Source organism: Sulfurisphaera ohwakuensis (assembly GCF_009729055.1).
GTDB classification, from domain to species: Archaea; Thermoproteota; Thermoprotei_A; order Sulfolobales; family Sulfolobaceae; genus Sulfurisphaera; species Sulfurisphaera ohwakuensis.
This window is the reverse complement of record NZ_CP045484.1, coordinates 965,826-988,997: the sequence shown is the minus strand read 5'-3', so window position 1 is coordinate 988,997 and position 23,172 is coordinate 965,826. Positions and strand designations below refer to the sequence as shown.

The 23,172-nt window shown below is 32.3% G+C and carries 23 protein-coding genes and 1 pseudogene; 19 read left to right on the top strand and 5 right to left on the bottom strand.

Features of this window, described 5'->3' with window-relative positions:
• The first annotated feature begins 302 nt into the window (after window positions 1-302).
• The 3 genes from D1869_RS05605 to D1869_RS05595 are packed head-to-tail and all read left to right on the top strand — an operon-like array spanning window position 303 to window position 3,166.
• On the top strand, window positions 303-1,280 hold the full coding sequence (locus D1869_RS05605; RefSeq protein WP_156014281.1) for an NADH-quinone oxidoreductase subunit B family protein: 978 nt from the start codon (window positions 303-305) through the stop codon (window positions 1,278-1,280).
• Window positions 1,273-2,787, top strand: coding sequence for a nickel-dependent hydrogenase large subunit (locus D1869_RS05600; protein WP_156014280.1), 1,515 nt, complete (start codon window positions 1,273-1,275; stop codon window positions 2,785-2,787). Before D1869_RS05605 ends, D1869_RS05600 begins: the two co-directional genes overlap by 8 nt.
• Window positions 2,788-2,809: 22 nt before the next feature.
• The gene (locus tag D1869_RS05595; RefSeq protein ID WP_156014279.1) at window positions 2,810-3,166 is read left to right on the top strand and encodes a winged helix-turn-helix transcriptional regulator; all 357 of its coding nucleotides are present in this window, start codon (window positions 2,810-2,812) and stop codon (window positions 3,164-3,166) included.
• Here D1869_RS05595 and D1869_RS05590 read toward each other — a convergent pair.
• Window positions 3,154-3,660, bottom strand: a complete 507-nt coding sequence (locus D1869_RS05590) for a helical membrane plugin domain-containing protein (RefSeq protein ID WP_156014278.1) — start codon at window positions 3,658-3,660, stop codon at window positions 3,154-3,156. The two genes, D1869_RS05595 and D1869_RS05590, sit on opposite strands and share 13 nt — an antisense overlap.
• 347 nt (window positions 3,661-4,007) lie before the next feature.
• On the opposite strand from D1869_RS05590, the gene hypF reads away from it, so the two are divergent.
• Window positions 4,008-6,239 (top strand): carbamoyltransferase HypF, encoded by a 2,232-nt coding sequence (gene hypF / locus D1869_RS05585; protein ID WP_221267128.1) that lies wholly within the window; start codon window positions 4,008-4,010, stop codon window positions 6,237-6,239.
• Here the strand turns inward: hypF and D1869_RS05580 are convergent.
• A complete protein-coding gene (locus D1869_RS05580) occupies window positions 6,236-7,399 on the bottom strand; it encodes a nickel-dependent hydrogenase large subunit (protein WP_156014276.1) in 1,164 nt (387 codons plus the stop codon). The two genes, hypF and D1869_RS05580, sit on opposite strands and share 4 nt — an antisense overlap.
• Before the next feature lie 43 nt (window positions 7,400-7,442).
• On the opposite strand from D1869_RS05580, the gene D1869_RS05575 reads away from it, so the two are divergent.
• Window positions 7,443-7,676 carry a HypC/HybG/HupF family hydrogenase formation chaperone gene (locus D1869_RS05575; protein ID WP_156014275.1) on the top strand — a complete coding sequence of 78 codons (234 nt, stop codon included), beginning with the start codon at window positions 7,443-7,445 and terminating at the stop codon, window positions 7,674-7,676.
• On the opposite strand, the gene D1869_RS05570 is transcribed toward D1869_RS05575, so the two are convergent.
• From D1869_RS05570 to D1869_RS05560, 3 genes are all read right to left on the bottom strand, one after another.
• Window positions 7,653-8,588: a right-handed parallel beta-helix repeat-containing protein gene (locus D1869_RS05570; protein WP_156014274.1), complete on the bottom strand. Its 936-nt coding sequence runs from the start codon at window positions 8,586-8,588 to the stop codon at window positions 7,653-7,655. The two genes, D1869_RS05575 and D1869_RS05570, sit on opposite strands and share 24 nt — an antisense overlap.
• Window positions 8,589-8,701: 113 nt before the next feature.
• Window positions 8,702-9,169, bottom strand: a complete 468-nt coding sequence (locus D1869_RS05565) for a hypothetical protein (protein WP_156014273.1) — start codon at window positions 9,167-9,169, stop codon at window positions 8,702-8,704.
• Window positions 9,150-10,403, bottom strand: coding sequence for a thioredoxin domain-containing protein (locus D1869_RS05560; protein WP_156014272.1), 1,254 nt, complete (start codon window positions 10,401-10,403; stop codon window positions 9,150-9,152). The genes D1869_RS05565 and D1869_RS05560 overlap by 20 nt, the downstream gene beginning before the upstream one ends.
• Before the next feature lie 84 nt (window positions 10,404-10,487).
• Here D1869_RS05560 and D1869_RS05555 point away from each other — a divergent pair, with 84 nt between their 5' ends.
• The 14 genes and pseudogenes from D1869_RS05555 (at window position 10,488) to D1869_RS05490 (ending at window position 23,055) form a co-directional block, all read left to right on the top strand.
• Complete coding sequence (locus tag D1869_RS05555; protein WP_156014271.1) at window positions 10,488-11,495, top strand: hypothetical protein; 1,008 nt, start codon at window positions 10,488-10,490, stop codon at window positions 11,493-11,495.
• Between the two features lie 80 nt (window positions 11,496-11,575).
• Window positions 11,576-12,925, top strand: coding sequence for an NADH-quinone oxidoreductase subunit B family protein (locus tag D1869_RS05550; protein ID WP_156014270.1), 1,350 nt, complete (start codon window positions 11,576-11,578; stop codon window positions 12,923-12,925).
• Window position 12,926: 1 nt separating this feature from the next.
• Window positions 12,927-15,188 (top strand): nickel-dependent hydrogenase large subunit, encoded by a 2,262-nt coding sequence (locus D1869_RS05545; RefSeq protein WP_156014269.1) that lies wholly within the window; start codon window positions 12,927-12,929, stop codon window positions 15,186-15,188.
• Complete coding sequence (locus D1869_RS05540; RefSeq protein ID WP_156014268.1) at window positions 15,189-16,076, top strand: hypothetical protein; 888 nt, start codon at window positions 15,189-15,191, stop codon at window positions 16,074-16,076.
• Between the two features lie 16 nt (window positions 16,077-16,092).
• Complete coding sequence (locus D1869_RS05535; RefSeq protein ID WP_231113742.1) at window positions 16,093-17,334, top strand: (Fe-S)-binding protein; 1,242 nt, start codon at window positions 16,093-16,095, stop codon at window positions 17,332-17,334.
• Window positions 17,331-17,648, top strand: coding sequence for an RNase L inhibitor (locus tag D1869_RS05530; RefSeq protein ID WP_156014266.1), 318 nt, complete (start codon window positions 17,331-17,333; stop codon window positions 17,646-17,648). The genes D1869_RS05535 and D1869_RS05530 overlap by 4 nt, the downstream gene beginning before the upstream one ends.
• Window positions 17,627-18,073 (top strand): hypothetical protein, encoded by a 447-nt coding sequence (locus D1869_RS05525; RefSeq protein ID WP_156014265.1) that lies wholly within the window; start codon window positions 17,627-17,629, stop codon window positions 18,071-18,073. The genes D1869_RS05530 and D1869_RS05525 overlap by 22 nt, the downstream gene beginning before the upstream one ends.
• On the top strand, window positions 18,025-18,585 hold the full coding sequence (locus D1869_RS05520; protein WP_156014264.1) for a hypothetical protein: 561 nt from the start codon (window positions 18,025-18,027) through the stop codon (window positions 18,583-18,585). Before D1869_RS05525 ends, D1869_RS05520 begins: the two co-directional genes overlap by 49 nt.
• Window positions 18,586-18,593: 8 nt before the next feature.
• A complete protein-coding gene (locus D1869_RS05515) occupies window positions 18,594-19,400 on the top strand; it encodes a nucleotidyltransferase family protein (protein ID WP_231113741.1) in 807 nt (268 codons plus the stop codon).
• Window positions 19,400-19,939: a hydrogenase maturation protease gene (locus D1869_RS05510; RefSeq protein ID WP_156014263.1), complete on the top strand. Its 540-nt coding sequence runs from the start codon at window positions 19,400-19,402 to the stop codon at window positions 19,937-19,939. Before D1869_RS05515 ends, D1869_RS05510 begins: the two co-directional genes overlap by 1 nt.
• Before the next feature lie 199 nt (window positions 19,940-20,138).
• Window positions 20,139-20,570: a hypothetical protein gene (locus D1869_RS05505; protein ID WP_231113739.1), complete on the top strand. Its 432-nt coding sequence runs from the start codon at window positions 20,139-20,141 to the stop codon at window positions 20,568-20,570.
• A gap of 56 nt (window positions 20,571-20,626) precedes the next feature.
• Window positions 20,627-21,256, top strand: coding sequence for an STK_08120 family protein (locus D1869_RS05500; protein ID WP_156014261.1), 630 nt, complete (start codon window positions 20,627-20,629; stop codon window positions 21,254-21,256).
• 69 nt (window positions 21,257-21,325) lie between these two features.
• Window positions 21,326-21,730: an acyl-CoA thioesterase gene (locus D1869_RS05495; protein WP_010979056.1), complete on the top strand. Its 405-nt coding sequence runs from the start codon at window positions 21,326-21,328 to the stop codon at window positions 21,728-21,730.
• Window positions 21,731-21,855: 125 nt separating this feature from the next.
• Window positions 21,856-23,055 (top strand): annotated as a pseudogene (locus tag D1869_RS05490) (RNA-guided endonuclease InsQ/TnpB family protein).
• Window positions 23,056-23,172 lie beyond the last annotated feature (117 nt).

The window sequence follows — 23,172 nt, the reverse complement described above, 5'->3', positions numbered from 1 at the left end:
CTCAAAAATTATATTATAGTAAATATTGATTTTTAAATAAAATAAATAAGATTAGAGTTAAAATCAAATAAACAATAAGGTATTTAGAATTCGTTAATTAACCCGAGAAAAAAGGTAAAAAACTATTTCTTATCTCACGATCTTTTATAACGTTTATAACTTCTATATTGTTATAGCTCTACAAATTTGTGCTTAAAAGCTAGATGTATTGGATTTAGTTTGAGATGACTCAATTGTAAAACCTTAATGGTTAGGCTTTATATAATGTAAAGTTTTATATTATAATTTATGAAAATTATATGATGAAAACAATTTTATGGCTTCAAGGCGGTGCATGTGGTGGCAATACTCTCTCATTCCTAAATGCAGAGAATCCTGACGTATTAGAATTCTTCAGTTATTATGATGTAAAAGTATTATGGCATCCCTCTTTGTCTTTAGAGTCTGGTGATAAAGTCAGAGAATTATTAAACAATATAGTTGATATGAAAATCAATCTAGATATATTTATCTTTGAGGGTACCGTAGTATTAGGTCCTAATGGTTCTGGGAAATTTAATATGTTTGCTGGTAGACCAATGAAAGACTGGGTTAATGAAATATCTAAAGTTGCTAATTACGTCGTAGCCGTGGGAGATTGTGCTAGTTTTGGAGGAGTTCCTGCTTCAGAACCAAATCCTACAGAATCTACCGGGCTACAATTTCATAAAAAGGAAAAGGGAGGATTTCTTGGTAAGGATTTTAGATCTAGAAAAAATTTGCCTGTAATAAACATCCCAGGATGTCCTGCTCATCCTGAATGGATAATTACCACTCTTTCTATGATTATTAATGATAAACTAACAGAAGAGGATCTGGACGAATATCAAAGATTAAAAATTATCTATAGTACAACAACACAATTTGGTTGTCCTAGGAACATATATTTCTCTTATAAAGTAGCTCTTAAGGAATTTGGTCATAGGGAAGGATGCTTATATTTTGATTTAGGTTGTAAAGGTTCATATACTAAGAGTCCTTGTAATGTTATCTTATGGAATAAGCAAAGTAGCAAAACTAGGGTCGGTACACCATGTTTTGGCTGTACTGAATTTGATTTCCCAACATTTAATTTCTTTGTTACAGAGAAGAACAGAAGCGGGATACCGAAGAGATTACCACTTGGTGTTAGCAGAGGCGCTTATACAACACTTTCAGCAGTAGCTAGAGCTTCAGCACCAGAATTTTTAGTAAAGCCACTTATAAAGAAAAAAGAAGATAGGGGGAATTGGCTTGAGTAGTAAAATAATTTCTCCATTTAATAGGGTTGAAGGAGATTTAGATGTTGAGGTGAAATTTGAGAGAAATAAAGTTGTTGATGCCAAAATTATCTCAAGATTGTTTAGAGGTATAGAAATAATTCTCAAAGGGAAGAATCCTTTAGACGCTTTGGTTATTACTCCTAGAGTTTGTGGTATTTGTGGTGCCTCGCATTTATATGCATCAGCTTCAGCCCTTGACATGATCTACAATGCTGAAGTTCCAATTAACGCAATAAGGTTAAGAAATGTATTAAGTATGGCAGAGACTTGTCAGAATGATCTTAGACATACTTATTTTATGTTTTTGATCGATGTTCTAAATAATAAATACCGTGATTATGCGAATTTTGAAGAAGTTATAAGGAGATGGGCTCCTATTCAAGGTTCGTCTTATAAGGAATGTTTTAGATGGTCGAAAAAATATACTGAGGTTTATGCTATATTTGGTGGTCAATGGCCTCATGGTTCAGCTATTGTTCCAGGAGGTATAACAGCTGATCCTTTACCAAATGAAATTCAGAGAGCTATCTCCATACTGTTAGATATAAAGAGGAATTATCTAGAAAAGGTAATTTTAGGAGGTCCTATAGATCAATTCTTAGATACTGTTAAAAGTTATAATGATTTACTACAATGGGCTGAAGATTACAAGGAGGGAGATTTAGCTAAAATACTGGAGTTTGGATTAGAGGCTAACTGGCATAAATTAGGTTATGGTTCTGGAATAATGTTGAGTTATGGTCATTTACCAATTGAGGAATATGTTGGTATTCCAAGAAAGAAGTATTTTAAACCTGGAATTTATTTTGCAAAAGAGAAAGAGTACAAAGAGTTTGATCAGCGTAATGTTCTAGAGTTCGTAAACTCTTCCTATTACATTTATAGTAAGGGAGATCAAGCGGGTTTACACCCATTCGAGGGTGAGACGAATCCCAATTTAGATGAGAAGAATAAAAACAAATATTCGTTAACTAAATGCTTTAGATATAAACTGGATGGTAAACTTATAGCTCCGGAAGCAGGTGCTTTAGCAATGTTAACTGTGTCTGGTAATCCACTAATTTTAGATCTTATAGATAAGATAGGACCTAGTGTTCTTTCTAGAGTTATAGCTAGATTAGTTAGGGTTTTAATTTATAACGAGTTGATGCTTCAAGAGCTAAATAGTTTTGAGTTCGGTAAACCTACATACAAGAAGCCTTCAGAGGTTAAGGAAGGTATGGGTTATGGTTTGGTTGAAGCACCTAGGGGTGCTTTAGGACATTGGGTTGTAGTAAAGAATGAGAAAATTTTGAATTATCAAATTGTGACTCCTACACAAATTAATATGAGCCCTGAAGACCCTTTAGGTAATAAGAGTCATATGGCTTTAGCATTAATAGGTACTGAAGTCTCTGATGTTAATAATCCTATAGAAGTTCATCACATAGTTAGGAGTCATGATGCATGTATGGTATGCAATGTTCACATGTTAAAACTTATTTAGCAAAATATTAATAGATATTCTTATGGAGGAATGTTGCTTTAGAGAAGATCAAGAATTATGTATCTTTTATTCCTCTAGACTTTTAGAATTAATAATGAAAAAATATACATATGCTATCCTAGTAGTTTTAGATAAATATGGGAAATTAAGATTTAATGAAATACAGAGAAAAATTCTAGGTTTAACACAAAGAACTTTATCTATAAGATTAAAAGAACTTGAAAAAGTGAAGTTAATCAAGCGAGTCGTAGAGCCTTCAGAACCAGTGAAGGTGTATTATACTATAACTACTGAAGGGAAGGCAGTTAAAAATGCAATGCAAATTTTAGTTAGCTTAGCTAATTTATTAGATAATAATAAGGACGCTTACTTATGTTGATTGTTACCTTTTTCTATTAAAGGTCTTGTAGATTTTCCTAGTTCTTTTAACATATATTGTAAATATGCTAAAGTCATTTTTACATCTGGATCATCAAATGATGCTAAAAGTTGGACTATATTAGATTCACTATTTTCCTTGATAATTTTCTCTGCGGCTTTTGATAATCCGTTAGTAACGACGTCAAGAACGCCATGTTTATCTAAAGTACTCACTATTTTACCCAGTTTATCAAGATGTTTCGCAATTGCTATAATTCCATTTATAAAATCATCTGAACTAACCTCACCAGAATCTATCATTTGTTGTATATCACCTAAGAGCTCTATTACTGCCTTAAACGTAGGCGACTTAATTATTTTTATCAGTTTATCAGATTTTAAGAAATCTAGTATAGAATCGAGAATGCCGCTACTATTAAGGTAAATTACAATTTCCGCAAGCTTTCTTATTCCCTCCTTATAATCTTCATCTTCAAAATAGTTTTCCGCCATAGCTATAGTAGCTTTACTATCAAAAATATAAATTTTTTTATTAGTATATTAAGGTGTTCAAACTTTAGTAATTAAAATGAACTATATAAACTTATAATTTAAAAGATGCGAATACATAAGTAGAAATTGGCTAAATGTTAGGTAAGAAGGTAAAATTATGTGGCGTTAAGAACACAGCATGTTAAAATCATTTATCAGAAAAATAAATGTTTATAATTTTAAAGATTTCTTAATTTATTTCCTAGTATCCTTATTGATAAAATACATAGATTTATTTCCATAAAATTCTATTCAGTACTAACTGCTTCTATTAACGTTTAATATCCTCTTTTTGTTAAAAACTAATTATGGAGTACAGTTACAGAATTATCATAAGCGGGATTGTTCAAGGCGTGGGATTTAGACCGTTTATTTATAGAATTGCAACTAAGGCTAATGTTAAAGGTTATGTAAGAAATTTGGGTGGAAGTGAGGTAGAAGTACGTATAGAGGGTAATAAAGAAGGGATAGCTGAATTTATGAGATTACTTTTTTCAAAATTACCACCAGTAGCAGAGATAGAGGAAATTAAGATAGAAGAAAGTGAATTTGAATCATTTAATGATTTTAAAATTCTAGCTAGTGGAAATGAGATAAGAACTCCTAGTCAAATTCCCCCAGATTTCGCAGTATGTGATGAATGTATGAAAGAAGTGTTAGACCCTAATAATCCTAGAAGGTATAAGTACGCATTTAATAGTTGTGCATATTGTGGTCCTAGATTTTCTATGATGTACAAATTACCATATGATAGAGAGAACACATCAATGAAGCATTTCCCATTATGCGATGAGTGCAAGCATGAATACTATGATCCTAATAATGAGAGAAGATTTGATGCTCAAGGAATTAGTTGTAATAGGGACGGTCCACGTTTATATCTTGAAACTATAGATGGTGAAAAAGTTAACGGTGATCCTATAGAGCTTACAGCGAAAATAATAAACGAAGGATATATAGTAGCTGTAAAGGGGATTGGAGGTTTTCATATTGCTGCAAATCCCTTTGATGATGATGTAGTATTAAAATTAAGAGAAAGAAAAAATAGGCCTCAACAACCCTTTGCCGTAATGGCTTTGAATCTAGATATAATTGAAAAATATACTTATATATCGTCTATCGAGAGAAGCTTATTAACATCTCCTCAAAGACCTATAGTTCTTCTTAAGAAAAGAGAACCATATCAGTTGTCTAAACATATTTCACCAGGGCTAGATAGAGAAGGGTTCTTCTTATATTATACTCCCCTTCATTATTTACTGTTAAGCAATGTAAAAAATAATATACTTATTATGACCAGTGGGAATAAACATGGTTTTCCTATGTGCATAAGTGAGGAGTGTGTAAAAAAGAAACTCAAAGACGTTGTGGATTATGTTCTTTATCACAATAGAGAAATTGCAAATAGAGTAGATGATAGTGTTGTTCGTGTATCTTCTGGTAGAATAATGATGCTAAGAAGAAGTAGAGGTTATGCACCAACATGGATAAGGTTAAAAAGGAAAGTCAAAGAACCTATAGTTGCTGTTGGCGCAGAGTTACAAAATGTTGGTGCTTTAGCCTTTGATGATAAAGTAGTCTTAACTCAATATATTGGAGATACTGACGAGTTAGAAACTTTAAACGAACTTGATAAAGCTCTCTCTCTTTTAATTTCATGGTATAACATTAAACCTAAAGTAATTATTGCTGATAAGAATCCAGCGTATCAGAGCACTTATTTAGCTCATAAGTTAGCTGAAAGATTTTCAGCAGATTTAGTACAAATTCAACATCATTATGCTCATATATTAAGTGTTTCTGCTGATTATGGTTATGAAGAAGGAGTTGGAATTGCTATTGATGGTATAGGTTATGGTGATGATGGGAATGGTTGGGGAGGTGAGATAATTAAATTTGATAGGGAAAGATATGAGAGAAAATATCATTTAAAGTATATTCCTTATGTAGGAGGTGATGTAAATGCTCTTAAACCAGAAAGAATGTTAGCATTATTTTTATCAACTTTTATGAACTGGGATGAAATTAGGAGAATTGTTAGTTTAGGCGATAGAGAATTAGAAATCCTAGAAAAGATTAGTAAAAGGTCAACATTATTTACGTCAAGCACCGGTAGGGTTCTAGATGCTGTATCAGCATTTCTAGGAATATGTAAATATAGGACTTATGAAGGAGAACCAGCAATGAAACTCGAGGCTTCTGCTAGAGGTGGAAAGATTTTAGATAGCCTTGAAATACCGATTGTTGGAGAGGAAATAGATACTACAGTAATATTTAAATGGCTCTTACAAAATAGAGATAAGCCTATAAATGATTTGGCAATTACTGTTCAATATAAGCTAGGTGAGAGCTTAGTTAAAGCTTCTCTTAAACTAAACCCCGAAAGAATTTTAGTATCTGGCGGTGCAGCTGTAAATGAGTATATTCTTAAAGGGATTATAGATAATTCTGAAGGAGTAGAAGTATTAACTCCAAGAAGGATTCCAGCTGGCGATGGTGGAATAGCTTTGGGACAATCATACTATCTTACCTTCTTTTAGCAAAAACCACCAATTCTTTTTGTAGTTACAATTTTTTCGTTTTCAAACACATTAACTCTAGTTATAAAACAAGTATCTAATGACGAGACTGTTAATGACAACTCAATAGGTTCTTTAGGATTTCTTATAGGCAAACCTACTACTGCACTTTCTAATGCTCCACCAGGGGAAGCTATAAAAGTTGTAGGTTGAACTATCTTATACTTAATAATCTTGCCTCCTTCAATTTCATAATTATGTATTAATGAACCTCTAATTGATTCCGCAAATGATATAAATTCTCCCTCATTAGCTACAAATGTACCAGTATGAATGTCAATTTCTTTAATGTCACTTAATAATTTTGCTAAAATTTTAATCCTTGCAATTTCTCTAAGTAATGGTGAAGGTCCATATTTATTAAAGTAAGTTTTTATTAGTTCATCAAAAGTTAATGCCTGAGCTAAAGGTCCTACTTCTACTTTCTTATTATTGTACATTACTTCAATACCCTTATCTTCAATTTTACCAAAATCAAAACTACCATTAAATGGATAGCCTACTACTAAATAGTCCCTTAATCCGAAGCCCCAACTAAGTGCGTCAATTCCCTTTTCAACTAATAACTTAAGATCACCCCTAAGTTCCTCTAATCTTTTTACATTCAAGAAATCCTCAATATTCATTCCTAAAACCTCGCTTTCAACGAAATTTATTACGTCTTTCAATTCCTCTTTATTAAACTTAATCTCTTTTTCTTTCCTTAAATAATCAGTATGTGGCCATTTACCCCCAATTTTTTCCATTATTTCTTTTATTCGTCTAGATATTAAACTTACTTTTTTGAATTTTGAGCCCGAAGGGAAAGAATATTCTTCGTTTTTAATTAAGTGTGGAAACCAATAGGCATAGGGATGTTTTAAGTGACTATCTACTATTTCTAAAGCCATAAGTAATTCCGTAACTTTTGTATTAATGTGTGGCTTTATATATACGTAAACGTGAGATTGACTACAAGTAGCTAAGATTCTAGGGATTATTTCATAGAAAGTATTTGCGTCTTTTCCAATAAATGATTTTTCAAAACCTCTTATTTTATTCCCAGAACATCTAGCTCTAACTATTTTTCCTTCACTAACATAAACGTCTAAATCAATTATCTCTAAATCATATAAACTCATAAAATATATGAAGATTTAAAAGTATAAAAAACATTATTATATTATGTGTATAAGTTTACCTGCGAAAGTTGTTCAAATTGAAGGAATGATTGCTTTTGTAGATTATGGTAATGGTGTAATAGAGCCGGTGATAAATAATGTTGATGATGTAAAAGAAGGAGATTACGTTGTAGTTAGCTACGGGATGATAGTAAGCAAGATTTCTGAAGAGGAATTTAAAGAAATGATAGAATATGAGATCGAAATGAGAAGACTACTTTCTTCTTCTCCTCAGTAAATAGATGACTGGTATAACTAATAAAAGGATAGTAAGATACGAATAGTTGAACAAAATGTTGGACTTGCTGGTAATTGTTATAGGAGGTACTAATCCGTTAGTTTGTTCTGGTAATGTATTATTAAATTCATAGAAAATATTTGCTGTATTATTTATAAATGTATTTTTATTATAATTAAATATATTAGGGTAATATTTAATAAGTACGCCAAAGTACCGAGAGTTTTGAATTATATTATTAATCAGATTAAGACTTCCAATGCCATCTCCCAAATAAACACCTACTAAATCATTTTTTATAACATTGAACTCTAATTGGATATAACTCCCATATTCAATTTCTAATCCTATGTCTGATAACAAGATTGTATTATTTATTATTTTAATGAAGTTAGCTTGATAAAGATAAATTGCATAGTAATAAGTCTTAACTATACTGTTATTTAACATTGTAACATTAGAACTCATAAGAATAAAAATTCCATAACCATTATTTGATAGAATATTATTGGCTATAATTATATGATTACTATTATCCCATACAGATATTCCGTTACCGTTAGAATTATTAGCTATAATATTATTTTCAATAGTCACATTCTGTGATTTTCTGATAGAAATACCATCATAATAAGAACGATCTATATGATTATTTTCAATAGTCACATTTTTTGAGTTATATACAAATATTCCAAAATAAGAGCCGTTGTAAATACTATCATCTTTTATAATTATATTACTGGAGTTTATAATTGTTATATTCCCATTAATTACGTTAATCCCAGAAATTACCAGGTTTTTCTTATTGATTATCATGAGTGAATGATTTATCTCGTATAAACTCGCATGAGAAGTAAAATTTAACAAAAGAATAACAATAAAGAGTATGAGTAGTAATCCTCGTAAACGCATATTTACTTGTTATATTAGCAATATAAAAATTTTCGTTAAATGAATAAAGTATTATGCTAAAATAAATATAATTAACTCTCAGCTGTAAAGCAAGAAAAATTATTCTGAGTAAATTAATTTCTTCTTTTCTCTTTGTATACTATGCAAAACGTAATACTTAGTAATGACGCCAATGAAAGTAAATCAAGAATTATGAATTGGCTAAGGAAATATGATCCTTCATCAAAATAGATTATAGGTGGTATATTAGATAATAAGGTAAAGAATAGATTAGCGAACCATATAGCAAAAGTAATAGAAGCTAAGATTTTCGATGATGTTAATTTATATGATAAAAATGGTACAACAAAAACATTAACAACTGGTAATATGAGAAGGAACGATAAGTATCTTGAATATCCGTCCACAATAGAATATATTCTAAAAATTAATATGCCAATTGTAATCAAGCCAAAAGCATAGTTAACAACAGTTAAGGGAGATAATAACGTATTACTAAGTATACCCCAAAGTTGGTATATGAAAAGTATTTGGTCTAATGCTATTAATCCAAACAATACCTTAGTTAGGGAATAAACCATATAGCTCACCTAAGAGTAACGCGTATTTAGCTTGATTAAAGTAAGTGAAAATACCATACGAATTGAGGAAAGAGTCAACTATTTTTCTAGCTTTATCTAAAAAACCTAGATTTATGAATGTCTCGGCTAGAATTGAATTATCGTATAAGAAATAATAACGGCCAATTAAGTTATCCTTAGCATATTTTAATGTTACGTCATAATATGCTTCTGTTCCCTCATAATCATTTAAAATCACAAGTAACTTTCTCGCTTTATTCTGGTCAATTTTTGATAAAAATCTCAGATAAGAAGCTATGTCTATTAGATATGGAGTAGTCTCTTTATCAAGTCTATGTGAAACTATCAATTTTTCTTCCAAATCCTTTGCTATTTCAAAGTACTTCTTATTATCAGTAAATTTATAGGCTTGCAATAAAGCATCACCTACATTGGCATTCACATTTAAAAATGGCCTTTTGTCTTCTTTTCCTTGAAATTCACAATTAATAAAATACCCTGACTTTCCTCTTCTTTTTATCATCCAATCTACAGTTTTTATAGCATAATCTAAGTATGTATCCTCTTTTAAAACCTCATAAGCTTTAAATAATGTCTTACTCATTTCAGCATTATAATCTAGTAGTTTTGCAGTATAAGGTTCTTTCCAGTCAATAGATTTAGAGAATAAATAGAAGCCATCATTCCATAAGTATTCAATAGCATTATCTAATGTTACTTCTACCATTAATTTATGATAATAATCTTTAAAACGTAAAAATAGTTGTAAAACTTCTGGAGAAACGTATTTTGGCTCCTTTTCAAAGCCTCCTTCCTTCCAATCGAAATAACCTTCACAAACCTTCAGTATGTGATTTAAAGCATATTGCGGAGAAAACTTATCAAGCCTATAAGATAATTTTGGTGGGTTTACAATTTTACCTTTTTTATCAATTAGGTCTAAAGCTTGTTTAATCATTTCGTGAATTTTTTCCCTTTTTACTAAACCGTAAGTTCCGCCTAGAACTGATTCTTTATGTATAAAACTAATACAAGGATATATCTGGGGTGTATAGCGAATTCCTAAATCTATTCTTTCATCAGCATCTTCTTTAACTATACTAATTCTCTCATTATATACACCTTCTAATTCTCTTTCTTGTTCTTCACAAGTTTCACACCAACTCGTTGTCATGAAAAGTAAAATTAAATCTTTATTCTCATTAATTGCTTGATTCCAAGAAAGAAAGTTCATAAATATAATTTATTTTCGAGGTTAATAAGCAATACTAGGTATATTATAGTAAACTTTATAATTATTTCTGTGAAATGTAATTATATGAATGGTGAGACCCACTCATTAATTATCCTTTATATAATCTATATACTACTGATGACTATAATAGTCACTATATCTTATGAATTCTCTCTAAAGAATAAGATAGGATATTTTATTCTCTTAGTAAGTTATATAACTACTGCTATATTTTTAATTCTTCTATCACCTCAAGACCTAGTTATATCATCGCTTATTTCCGTCTACTTCTGGTTGATTATGCAATTAGGTTATAATTTGGGAAAATATAAATTTGCAATAGTATCTTCAGTAGTATTCCAAGAAATTCTTATGAGCCTACTCTATTATGAAATTGTTAGAGGAGATTTAACTAACGCATTATATAGTTTATATTTTTATGGAACTGATATTCCAAGCTTCTCATTACAAATACCGCAGATTATAGTTCCAGCAGTTTTAGAGGTTGTAAACTCTTTCATGTTCTTTCTTATGATCTTTCCAGAAATCGCTTATTTAAGTTACAAGTATCGAAATAAGTATGTGTTGTTTCTTTCGTTCTTAGTCTTTGCAGGCCCAAATATAGCCTCGGAGATGACTCATTCAATTTTGCCACTATCTCACGATCCTATAAATGAAGCATCTTTATTAGAGTTGTTTATCTCCGTTTGTTTATCTATATATTTTTCTATTAATTATATAAGAGGAAGAATAAATTTCTTTTATTTTCTTCTGTTTAGTCTGCTAACCATTGCAATTTCAGTAACAGAATTTTATTATTCATTAACTTTAAATGAGATACCATACGCAGTAATAACCTTACTAGGAATTGCATTATTGTTTTATTATGTTGATAAAAAAGATAACGTAAATGATAAAAAAATACTGCCCTATTTGTGTTTTTTACCATCGATAGCCGAAATATTTTACGGTGCCTCAGTTAGTTATTTTTATAATTTGGTTTCTATAACATATGCTTTATCTTCTTCGTCTTTCATTATATCACTTTTACCTATACTTTATTACTATTTTAATAAATTTCAATATAACTAATAAAAAATATGATATCCTAAGTTTATAAGAAAAATTTATAAATACACTATACTATAATATACCTAGTAAAGGGGATTAAAGTGGAAGAGCCGAAGCCTAAACAAGTTAAGGTAGGGATAACCAGAAGAGACTTCATGAAATTAGCTGGCATAACTGGGCTTACTGCATGGATGGTTGAAAAAGGATTAACATGGAAGGACTTATTTAACATGGCTAATGATGCATTATCAGATCCAATAAACATTATATGGACTGGGAACGGATGGTGTGGAGGAAATACTATAGCATTTATAGATGCGATGAACCCAGCGGTAGAAGATGTAGTAACACAAGTAACATTTAATTTACAGCCAATAACATTAAGAAGTCCATCAATAGCGAATGTTGGAAACATAAACTTAGTTTATCACCCAATCTTAATGCCTCAAGATGATATGGCATATCCTACAATGGAAGCCGCATTAGCTGGAGTATTTGATCCTTACGTATTGGTAGTAGAAGGTACAATGTTTGATGAATTTGGACTATATTATAAAAAACCATCAGATTCTTTCTGGTGTTCTGCTGGAAGAACACCAAGTGGTCATGTACTATTATGCGATGAATTTGTGTTTAATTTAATGAAGAGAGCTGCACTCGTTTATGCTACTGGAGCTTGTGCAACCTATGGAGGAATTCCTGCTACAACTAATGGATTAGGATATAGATCCCCAACATATGCAATGGGCATGTTGGATGATCCTTATAGGGGAATATTAGGTTTTCCAGCATATTTACATGAAGTTTACGAGAAAGACTTAGGTTACTTTAGAGGTGAGCAAGTTATAGATGAAGATATATATTCTGCTACTAATTCTCCGTATAATACTGCATATCCAGGGCCTAGTTATCATTGGCAAAGTAAATTAGGACAACCAATAGTTGCCATAGCAGCAGATCCTCCAGCGGGTGACTGGATAATGAGAACTCTAGTTGCTGGAGTTTTATATGTTAGAGGATTAGCTCCTCCACCATCTTCAACTATTGACATATTTAATAGGCCAAAATATTTCTACGGTAACGAAACTCATCAAAATTGCCCCAGAGCTGGATTCTTCGCTCAGGGTATATTTGCGAAGAATTTCGGAGATCCACAATGTACATATAGCTTAGGATGTAAAGGTACAGAAGCTAATAGTCCAGCACCACGTCTAGGTTGGGTTGGTGGTGTTGGTGGATGTACTAGAGGGGGTGTATGTATTGCTTGTACTGCACCGGGATTTCCAGACTTATATGAACCCTTCTATGCTCCACCTAATGCACCAACATTACCATCTACAACTTTATTAGCTGCAGCTGTAGGTGCCGGTATAGTTGTAGGTGTAGGTTCTTATTTCTTATCTAGAAGAAGAGGTAAACCCATGGTTCCTAAAGCTAAGGGGGTGAGTTAAAATGGGTTCTTCCTATCTATTTAAATATGATTGGACTAAACCAGTTGTAATAGAACCAATTGTTAGAATTAAACCAGAGTTAGGTATTCAAGTTAGTGTAAGTATAGAAGGAGAGAATCAGGTAAGAGCTACTGAAGCGTATGCTGGAGCGGGAATGTTTAGAGGATTTGAAATCTTTATGAGAAATAAGCCAGCACCAGATGTAATAATGTTAAGCTCAAGAGAATGTGGAATATGTGGAGAACATCATCAGTTCATAGAGAGAATAGCACAAGAAATGGCAATGGGAGGATATGCACCACCACCATTAGGACTAGAGACTATCATGTTATCTAACGATGCTGCAATGGTTTATGATGCTACAACTCATCTTACAGCTTTAGGAGGACCAGATTGGAGCTCATTGTTCTTTAAGATTGCTGGTTATTATCCCCCAGAAATTTACCAATTAGCACAGCAAACACCTATAAGTAAGGTTTTAGAATATTCTGAGGCTTTTCCAAATGGAGCACCTAGTGAGTTAAAGTTTAGTGGAGTTACAATGAGGACTGTAGCTGATATAATGGATGGATTAGTGCCAATAATAGGTGCTATATGGTTAGAAGGAGCCTATGTATGGAGAATAATGCACGAGGCAGAATTGTTATACTACTTAAGAATTCCACACCCCATAACTATGGTCCCAGGTGGAATAGGAGTTCCAGCTACTGTTGAGAACCTACAAAGATATTTATATAGGTTAGTTGATGGTACTGCATATGCAAAGAAGCAAGTGGCTTATTGGGAAGTATTAAACTTGTTCCTAAATGATTATGGTAATGTTTTCGGTGTACAAGCATATTATGATAAATACTTTAACAACTTAGGTTTTGCTGAAATGGGTAATAGGCCGGGTAATTTCTTATGTTACGGACAAAGCGATGTCTCTGAAGCTCCTAGTGTCACGCCGTCTTCTACAAGCGTCATGCCTTATGATGCAACTTATGAGAATATGGGTGCATGGGGAAGGGCAAGAGTAGTAAAACCTGGTTTAGTTATACAAAAGAGTCCCAATTCACCACCAGAATTAGTGACTAATAGTCTAATTGATATTACTTTAGGAATGAGAGAATTTGTTGAGTCATCATTTTATGAAGACTGGGTAAATAATTCAGAAGTTCCACCAGAAGTATCTGGTATTTCTCAAGATCCTATTGGTAATTCTGTAAGTCCTTATCATCCATGGAGGAAATGGACTATACCAAATCCACTAGCTAGAGGGTATCCATTTGGTAGTGGCAATTCACAAAATAAGTATAGTTGGGCAATGTCACCTAGGCTTGTTCCCTATGCGGGTCATAAACCTGTTATGAATTATTTCTTTAATGTTGAAGCAGATCCACAAGCAGTAATGTGGGCTCAAGTATTACAGCCACAAGCACCAGAACCAATTTATACTGCTGTATATTCTTCTGCTGGAATAGAAATACAATATAATAGTAACGAACAGTCAGTTACATGGAATTTACCACAAACTATCTCATCAAGAATAGCTTTACCACAGGAATTACAAGGTGAGATAGAAATTAAATATGTATCTCCATGGATGGTTTCATCTAAGTTATCTAATGGAAGTATTACGGTAACAACTAACGCTGTAGAGAGAATGAGAGCAAGAGCTCATGCATGTGCATTAGATGCTGGGGGAGCCTGGATTGCTTGGTTCTCAGCAGTTAATTATATCAAAAATGGACAGACTGCTGTAAGTAGAGGTAATCAATATGATTGGACTTATAAGAAGAATACTAATACAGATGTTGCAATAGGTGTTGGGCTTAAAGAAGCTCCTAGAGGAGCTCAATGGCACTCAGAAGTAATAGCGTTAGGTAGTGGTCCAACAGTACCTACTATAAATCCACAACAAATACAACCAACAACTGTTAATTCAGGTCCTAGAGTTAAGAACTCCTATTCAGATGTTATTGGTACAATATCGCCATATCCGTTATTAGCGCAAAATGATGGTGCTGGAACATTTGAGGAAGTTATTCAAGGAAATCCTGGGTATAACATAAAAGGAGTACCAAAACTAACGGTAACTCCATTAGAACAGTGGGATGGGTTTGAATTTGCAGCTACATTAAGATCATTTGACCCATGTTTCGTTTGTGGTGTACATGTAGTATTACCCAATGGGAAAGTAAGATATATAACACTAGGTGCTCCAATAGACCTAAGTGAATCTATAAAGGCATTCTACAAATTTGCAATGAGGGTGAAGTAATTGATAGTAGTTCATGCGGCAATAGGTGCTAACGGGGGTCCAAGCACTCCATTAAGCCTTTATTGGTGGGGGTTAAACGTAATTTTTCCATTGGGAATAGTATTTTTTGTGTTCGGCGTAATTTATAGAATAGCTAGAGAATTTTTATTTTCAAGAGCTAGCGTTAAAGGGGAAGTAGGATTTACTAGGGAGTTTAAAGAAGCTGTAAGTGCTATTCCTAGACCATTTGGAAGAGCAGCGAGAAGGGATCCGCTACTTATTATAGAGACGATCTTTAACCATATCTTTATACTAGGATTAATTATAGTAGTGGGTATTCATATAATAGCATGGAATTATATCTTTAGTGGGTTAACTGGAATTCAAAATATTCTAGGTTGGCTGATGCCAGCTTCGGTTCCAGAATCATTTACATCTGGGTATCAGTTAGGCGTTTTAGGTTCCTCTTCATTTACCCACGGTGGTATCTTAAATCCAGTAGGTGCGTGGAATTCAGCCGAGGTAGCTACAAATACCATATCCCCATGGGGTATATTATCTGTAATTGTTAATGGTAGTTTTATGGCATTATTGGCTTTAGCCGGTCTAGTAGGTTATATAGTAACTAGGGTCATTGATGACGCAACAAGGCATAGAGTTATAAGTAGTGTTGGAGATTATGTATTCTTAATCTTACTAGCTGCAATCATAGTTACTGGATTAGGAGCTGCATACGACTGGTCATTCCCATATCTAGGAATACCAAATCAAGCAAACTGGTATGGTTTACATATAGCTCTAGTGGGAATATTTATTGGGTATACACCATTTAGTAAAGCCTTCCATATGTTCTGGTATTATGTACAGAAAGGGTTTGCTGGTAGTGTATATGGTAAAAGAAGAGTTTAAATGTGGGGGATTTAGAGTGAGTAAAGGTAAGATTGAAATAAATAGAAAATTAGCTTCAAGATCCCTAGATGAACTATCGCCCTCTGATGTAATGGGTATTGAAAATTGTATGAGATGTGGAATATGTAGCTATAGTTGTCCATTCTGGTTAGAGACTAAGAAATTTTATGATGTCCCAGCATGGAGGACCTATGAAATTAACAAATTATATTCAATGTTCTATACTGCTTATGGTATAGTAGCTAGGTACCTAAGACTGAGAAAAATAAGTGGTAAAGAGTTTACTCATTGGACGGAATCTGCATATGATTGTACCGCATGTGGTGCATGTACTTTTACATCTCCAATGGAAGTACCTAATTGGTATACAGCACTTTTAATGAGAAGAATACTTCATTACTCTGGATTTAATTACGAAAGTGCTGAAAAATTGTCTAAGAATTCTAAAGAGATAAAGAACGCTTTGGGCATAGATATGGGTAAGTGGAGCGAAATTGCCAGCAAAATAGGTTTTAATGTTGATAAGAAAGGTAGTGAGGTATTATTTGTTCCATCACCATTAGAAATTCAAGATAATAATGTATTAAGTTCAGTGTTAAATATATTTAATAAATTAAAAATAAGTGTAACAGTTAGTTCTAAAGTCAGTGATCCTGGATACTATGCATATTTCGTAGGAGATTTTGAGACAGGTAGAGAGCTATTAGAAAACACATATAGTGTTGCTAAGGAATTAAACGTGAAGAAAATAATAACTACTGATGGTTCTGCCTATTTCTGGTTAAGATGGCAAGGACCTAAAAGTATAAAAGAGAATCCTCCATTACCAGTTGAACATTTAACTAAGAACGTATATGATATGTATAAACAAGGAAAAGTAAAGTTAGAAAAAGCTGACATAGCTTCACCTACAACTGTTCATTATTCAGAATTCCTGAGTAGATTAGGAGGAGTAGAAGAACCACCAAGAGAGATATTAAGGTTAACTGCACCACAATTTATTGAACCTAAGGAGAGTCCTTCATCAGACAAACTATATACTTGTCCGCATCATTTAGAATTGATTGAAGAGAAGAAGGATATAGTTAGAAAAGTAAGGAATTACGTAATTACGCAATTGAAGAGATGGGGAGGTAAAAGTGTTATAGTGTTTGATCCAAATTGTAAGTTATCCTTAGAAAATGCTGTTAGAGAGAAGCAAGCTGATTTTAAAGTAGTGTATTTCACTGAACTTATAGATAGGGGTATAAAGGTATGAGTGATTTTTTATTTCGTTTTTTAGGCGTTGATAAAATAATAAAAGACATAGAAGAGGAAACAAAAAAGATAATATATCCTATAAAAGTTTCAAGAGAAGATTCTCTCTTAATTTTAAAAGAAATATTGAAGGAATATAATATAAATATTGAATTAAAGGAAGGTGGAAGTTTAATTGATGAAAGAAGGAGACTAACCTCAATAGCTTCTAACATGACTCCATTAAATATTGAAAACCCGGAGGATATATTATGGCAGATTGCTCAAGCTATAAAGCCTAAAGGGTTGAGGAAATGCCAAAAATCGGATCAATAGGTTATTGGTATAAGGGAGATTACCAAATACCATTACTAGTAATGGAAGAATTAAGAAAAGAAAATATAGATGTAATTGATTTCAGTTTAGGAGCTATTAAGGCATCCACTTTTTTATCTGAACTTGATATTGATAATCTTATTCTTTTAGCGAGTGAAAAAAGAGGTAAACAAGAATTAAGGATTTATAAGCCTGAATTTGAAGACAGTGTTTTTTCAGATTTTCTTGATGTATATTCTAACCTAAAGGCATATTATATGGACGTGGATAGTTTTTTACGAATGGCGAGAGTCTTAGGAGCCCTTCCTTCAAATTTAACAGTTATTGAATGTGAAGTTATAAATGAAGAAGGAGAAATTAGTGAATGGGGTAAAATATGCAAGGAAATGATGAAGAAAGAAGTTTTGAAAAGAATTCGAAAATAAGGGATCTTGTCTACTCTATTAACTTTGTAAGGCCTCTTCCACAAAATCTTTTTAGTACAATTTTTATGACTAATTCACTAGAATTCAAGATTGGCAATACTAATGTAAATTTAATGTTAGATGAGAGAAATAACAATTTTGTTAAGCAAATTATTTTTACTGGTGATGAAGTTCAAAAATGGGTTGAATATTTTCTAATATACTTAAAGGAAAAATTTTCTCTGAAATTAGAAGATATCGTATGGTGTTATGAAGTTTACTTAGAACTAGAAAGTGATTATAATAATAAGAAAATTAATTTAAATATTCCTTCCGTGCTCCCATTAATTGGAAATGTAACCAATTATGGAATAATCATAACTAACGACCAAGATTTTAAAATGATCTCAAGGAATTTCACTACAGTTCAGATAGATAAACGTATTAGACTTATTAAGAGATCACAAGACTATATTAATATTTCTTCCTTGTTACGAGATCTACAAGATTTATTAGATAAATTAAAAATTTAAAAAATTGAATGATAAGATTATATATTACTAAGAACAATATAATTATGATGTCTGGTATAACTCCCTTTGACATCCAAACAAGAAAAGTTGATGTAAATAAAATGTTTGAAGACTATCTAACTGAAGCGAGAAGAATATATGACGCATGTAAAAAAGAAAATGTGAGAATACTACTTTATGGTTCCATAGGAGTTTATCATAAAGTAAAAGATAACCCATTAGCATCTCAAATTATTCAACTATATAGAAGAAGTGGACCACAAGATATTAATTTTTTAGTAAGAAATGAAGATAGGGATAAGTTTAAGCAAATAATGTATAGCCTAGAATATACACCATACTTCCACTTGGAAAAAACTATGGGCGATGTGGCTGGAATGTTTTTTAAAGAAGAGAAAGTCGTTAAAGTTTATTACTTTAATGAAATGAGATTTAGCCATATAATTCCTGTTGACTGGAATTCAGAATTTACATTCAGTGAAGAAGATTTACTTTTATCAAAGTTACAAATTCACTTCACATTAGATAAACATTTATCAGACGTTATAGCTTTACTCTTAAAATTTAATGTGGAAGGCAATAAGATAGTTGAACTAACGTCATCTGATTGGGGATTATGGAAAGATGTTACAGATAATTTATTAAAAGCAAGGGATTTAATAGGAAGGTTAATTGCAGATGAGGTCAAAGAAAGAGAAGAGTTAGCACCAGTTATTTCAAGACTTGTTAAACTTCATGGAAGAATTATGAATTATCCTAAAAAACTAAGTTGGAAACCCATACCGGAAGGCGAGAAATATTGGCGTGATTTTTGATGAGGAGAATAGCAATTGTAGGAATAGGTAATAGGTTAATGGGTGATGATGGTTTCGGGTCTTATTTAGCAGAGGCATTAGAAGGAAATGTTAAGGGTTGTGATGTTATTGACTTAGGCGCTTCAGGAATATCATCATTAGAAATATTAAAAGACTATGATGTTATTATACTAATAGATGCAATAATGTTGGAAGATAACAAAGATATTTTTATAACAAAAATGGATCAAGAAATAGATAGTGAGGAAATAACTTCTACTGTTGTTGACTTTCAATATTCTGGTTCTCATGGCCTAGGAATTCAAAGTGTAATTACTACCTTAAGGATTTTAGGTTATACACCAGAAGTGTATGTCTTTGGGTGCAAGCCTTATGTTTTAGATGTAAAAATGGGTATATCTGATGAACTAATGAGTAAATTAGATCAAATTGTTACCTCTTTATATAATTTTTTAAAGAAATTTGGGATTGAGTTTGATACGCAAAAAACAATAGAAAAACTTAAGCTGGTGATAAAGGATTCTGGATCTAACAAATGATAATGATAAAATTTTCGATATAGTTGGTGAAATTCCGTACAATCTATTACTAATATCGAACTATAATTTTTGGACTATAGAAGACGAAATTGTTAATATTATATCTACTATTCCAACTGCTAGATATTTAATCGAATATGTTCCTTCAGAAGTTATATTAGCCCAAATATTTAATGATAAAATAAGATTTGGAAAATTAGTGATTTCTATATCTAAACCTAGTATTATTATTGCTCCTTACTATGTTATAAAAACACTTAAGGAATGGGATTTAATAATTCATAATGAGAAAATTATTAGTGAGCAAATAGTAATTACTTTATCTAAGAATATATGTGAAGAAAAAGTTATAGCAATAAACTCCTTTGATTTATCTTCCAAATTATTTCAAAAGAAGTTAATAGCTGAGTGTGGTAAAGATCATAAGACTGATTTTAGTTATGTCAAGATTAGAGAATTAACGTCTAACATTCCTAAAGTAATGTATAAATCTGAAGCTGAAAAGCTAGGATTACCATATTCGAATCTGAATATTTCAGTTGACTTTTATATTAGTCTTTTTAAAAATGCTAGTAAAATTGAAATAGAGACTTACGAAAAATTAAGAGAAGTTGTTAAAAAGTTAAAATAATAAATTTAAGATAAACCTAATAAAATTTTTATTTTTTCTTAACAGAATATATATTGATGCTTGAAGTTAAAAAAGAAATTATGATTAATAAATCATTAGATTTACTATTATCCTATTTTATGAATCCTCGTAATATCATGAAATACATACCATATTTTAAAGAGATCCATCAAATTAATGAGAATACGTTTAAAGTAACATTAAAATGGTTGTTCTCTGTAGACTTTGAAGTTATAAGGATCTTTCAGAAATCTACTAATGAGATAACATATTTAGTAAATAGAGATAGTATACCTAGAATACATGCACAACTCACACACTTTTTAGCAAGTATAAAGCAAAGTACAAAAGTAATAATTATTTTCAAATATCAAGGACCATTTGAGTTTTATGTAAGGAGAGAAGCACAGAAATTCCTTGAAAACCTAAATGATAAGATCTTTGAAGAATTAAGTGAATTAAACATGATAGTAATAAAAGAGGGTGTAATTAAGGATGATAAATTTAAAGATGTGATAGATCTAGCGTCAATTGAGAGTGTAAATTCAGAAACAGAATTAGTTTTATCTGATGGTGATACAATAGTTAGAATATCTTTTAACAATGGTAAAGTTATAAGAACTTTAGGAGACATTAACCTGTTGAGGAAAGGAGAAATAAAATATTTAATAAAGAAGAAAATTTAGATAAGCCTATATTAGCTCTTTCTCTCTATATAACCAAAATCATTTTACAGAGAGCGAAAAAATATATTTATGCAAAATCTGGAATACGTATTTGAGGACGTGGTAAGGATTTATGATACAGATGCACAAGGTATAGCACATTATGCTGCATATTATCGTTTCTTTACAAACACTATTGAAAAATTCTTTAACGAGAAAGTAGGAATACCTTATCCTAACGTTAATGAAGAACTTTGGTTTGTGATGGTTGAATCTCATGCTGTTTACCATAAGCCTGTAAAACTAGGGGATAGATTAACAGTGTTACTTAGCGTTAAGTTACTTTCAAAGAAGGTTATAAGATTTGATTTGAAAATATTGAATAAAGGTGATCTAACTACTGAAGGATATTTAATACAGGTTGCAATTAATCCAAAGATCTGGAAATCTGTTGAAATACCTAAGGAGATACTAGACAAGCTGTCCCTAACGTAATTTTTCAGAGGAAACTTATAGAAATTGGGGTTTAAAGGGGACGGAAAACCTCGCCTCTCTGAGACTGGGATGAATAGTCTCCTTTGTAGAAACATTTTTTTAACTCACTCATAAACATTCTGTTAATGCCTAGCGTAGGGTTCCGCTTCCGTGCATATGCTAACGAGCAAACATTTAGGGCGTTAAAAGCCCAGTTGAAGTTAGCATGTGAGATATATAATACCCTACGCTGGGCAGATATCTATTTCTACCAGAGGGATGGAAAAGGTCTCACACAAACAGAGTTAAGACAGCTCACTCTGGATCTGAGAAAACAAGATGAGGAGTACCAACAGCTATACTCCCAAGTAGTACAGCAAATCGCCGACCGTTATTACGAGGCTAGGGATAGATTCTTCAAAAGTCTAGCACGTTTCCCTAAGGAGAAGAAACCACATAAGTACTACTCCCTCGTTTACCCGCAAAGTGGGTGGAAGATAGTAGGAACAAGAGAAATAAGAGTAGGAGGAACAAGAAGAAGCTGGTACTTTTGAGGTTAGCAAACCTCGGTGTGTTCAAGGTGGTAGTGCATAGGGACTTCCCGCTAGATAAGGTTAAGAGGGTGGTAGTTAAGCTAACACGTTCAGAGCGAGTGTATATCTCCTTCATAGCTGAGTTTCCTCAACTGGAAAAAAACGAACAAAGTAGTAGCCATAGATGTTGGGATTGAGAAACTCCTAACTACGAGTGATGGGTACTATTTCCCCAACTTGAAACCATATGAGAAGGCGTTAGTAAAGTTAAGGAGACTCCACAAGGCTCTTTCAAGGAAGAAGTTTCTTTCAAAGAACTGGTTTAAGGTAAAAGTGAAGTTAGCTAGGGCTTATGAATACTTGAAGAACTTGAGGGAAGATCTTTACATGAAGTTGGGCAAGTGGTTCGCACAACATTATGATGTTGTAGTAATGGAGGATATAGATGTTAAACAGCTTGTTGACAAGTCGGAGAGGAAGTTGAGGATGAGGTTACATGATATAGCATTCCACGAATTCAAGGAGATGATAAGATATCAACTTGAAAAATACGGTAAGAAGTTAGTCTTGGTAAACCCAGCGTATACTTCAAAAACTTGTGCCAAATGTGGGTATGTGAAAAAGGATCTAAGTCTTTCTGATCGTATCTTCATTTGCCCTAAATGTGGTTGGGTTGGGGACCGTGACTATAATGCTTCTTTAAACATTCTAAGGAGATCGGGGTGGGAGCCATCCTTAGTGCCTGTGGAGCTCCGCCCTCTACCCATGGCGAAAAGTTATGGGCAAGGTGGGGCTATGAATCAGGAAGCCTAGCCCTTCAGGGCGAGGTAGCTCACATTGTCCCCAACTTATTGAGAAACTAATAGATCTTGAAAATATAAGAATAGTGTGCTTTTTGATGCTGATTTTAAACTTTTGTATAAAAAAGAA

Bases quoted from the DNA above. Each gene is read 5' to 3' on its own strand.
- D1869_RS05565 (WP_156014273.1), bottom strand. From the start codon at position 9,169: ATGGTTTATTCCCTAACTAAGGTATTGTTTGGATTAATAGCATTAGAC.
- D1869_RS05530 (WP_156014266.1), top strand. From the start codon at position 17,331: ATGAGTGATTTTTTATTTCGTTTTTTAGGCGTTGATAAAATAATAAAA.
- D1869_RS05515 (WP_231113741.1), top strand. From the start codon at position 18,594: ATGATAAGATTATATATTACTAAGAACAATATAATTATGATGTCTGGT.
- D1869_RS05525 (WP_156014265.1), top strand. From the start codon at position 17,627: ATGCCAAAAATCGGATCAATAGGTTATTGGTATAAGGGAGATTACCAA.
- D1869_RS05575 (WP_156014275.1), top strand. From the start codon at position 7,443: ATGTGTATAAGTTTACCTGCGAAAGTTGTTCAAATTGAAGGAATGATT.
- D1869_RS05590 (WP_156014278.1), bottom strand. From the start codon at position 3,660: ATGGCGGAAAACTATTTTGAAGATGAAGATTATAAGGAGGGAATAAGA.
- D1869_RS05570 (WP_156014274.1), bottom strand. From the start codon at position 8,588: ATGCGTTTACGAGGATTACTACTCATACTCTTTATTGTTATTCTTTTG.
- D1869_RS05560 (WP_156014272.1), bottom strand. From the start codon at position 10,403: ATGAACTTTCTTTCTTGGAATCAAGCAATTAATGAGAATAAAGATTTA.
- D1869_RS05545 (WP_156014269.1), top strand. From the start codon at position 12,927: ATGGGTTCTTCCTATCTATTTAAATATGATTGGACTAAACCAGTTGTA.
- D1869_RS05500 (WP_156014261.1), top strand. From the start codon at position 20,627: ATGCTTGAAGTTAAAAAAGAAATTATGATTAATAAATCATTAGATTTA.
- D1869_RS05605 (WP_156014281.1), top strand. From the start codon at position 303: ATGAAAACAATTTTATGGCTTCAAGGCGGTGCATGTGGTGGCAATACT.
- D1869_RS05555 (WP_156014271.1), top strand. From the start codon at position 10,488: ATGAATGGTGAGACCCACTCATTAATTATCCTTTATATAATCTATATA.
- hypF (WP_221267128.1), top strand. From the start codon at position 4,008: ATGGAGTACAGTTACAGAATTATCATAAGCGGGATTGTTCAAGGCGTG.
- D1869_RS05510 (WP_156014263.1), top strand. From the start codon at position 19,400: ATGAGGAGAATAGCAATTGTAGGAATAGGTAATAGGTTAATGGGTGAT.
- D1869_RS05495 (WP_010979056.1), top strand. From the start codon at position 21,326: ATGCAAAATCTGGAATACGTATTTGAGGACGTGGTAAGGATTTATGAT.
- D1869_RS05520 (WP_156014264.1), top strand. From the start codon at position 18,025: ATGCAAGGAAATGATGAAGAAAGAAGTTTTGAAAAGAATTCGAAAATA.
- D1869_RS05595 (WP_156014279.1), top strand. From the start codon at position 2,810: ATGGAGGAATGTTGCTTTAGAGAAGATCAAGAATTATGTATCTTTTAT.
- D1869_RS05580 (WP_156014276.1), bottom strand. From the start codon at position 7,399: ATGAGTTTATATGATTTAGAGATAATTGATTTAGACGTTTATGTTAGT.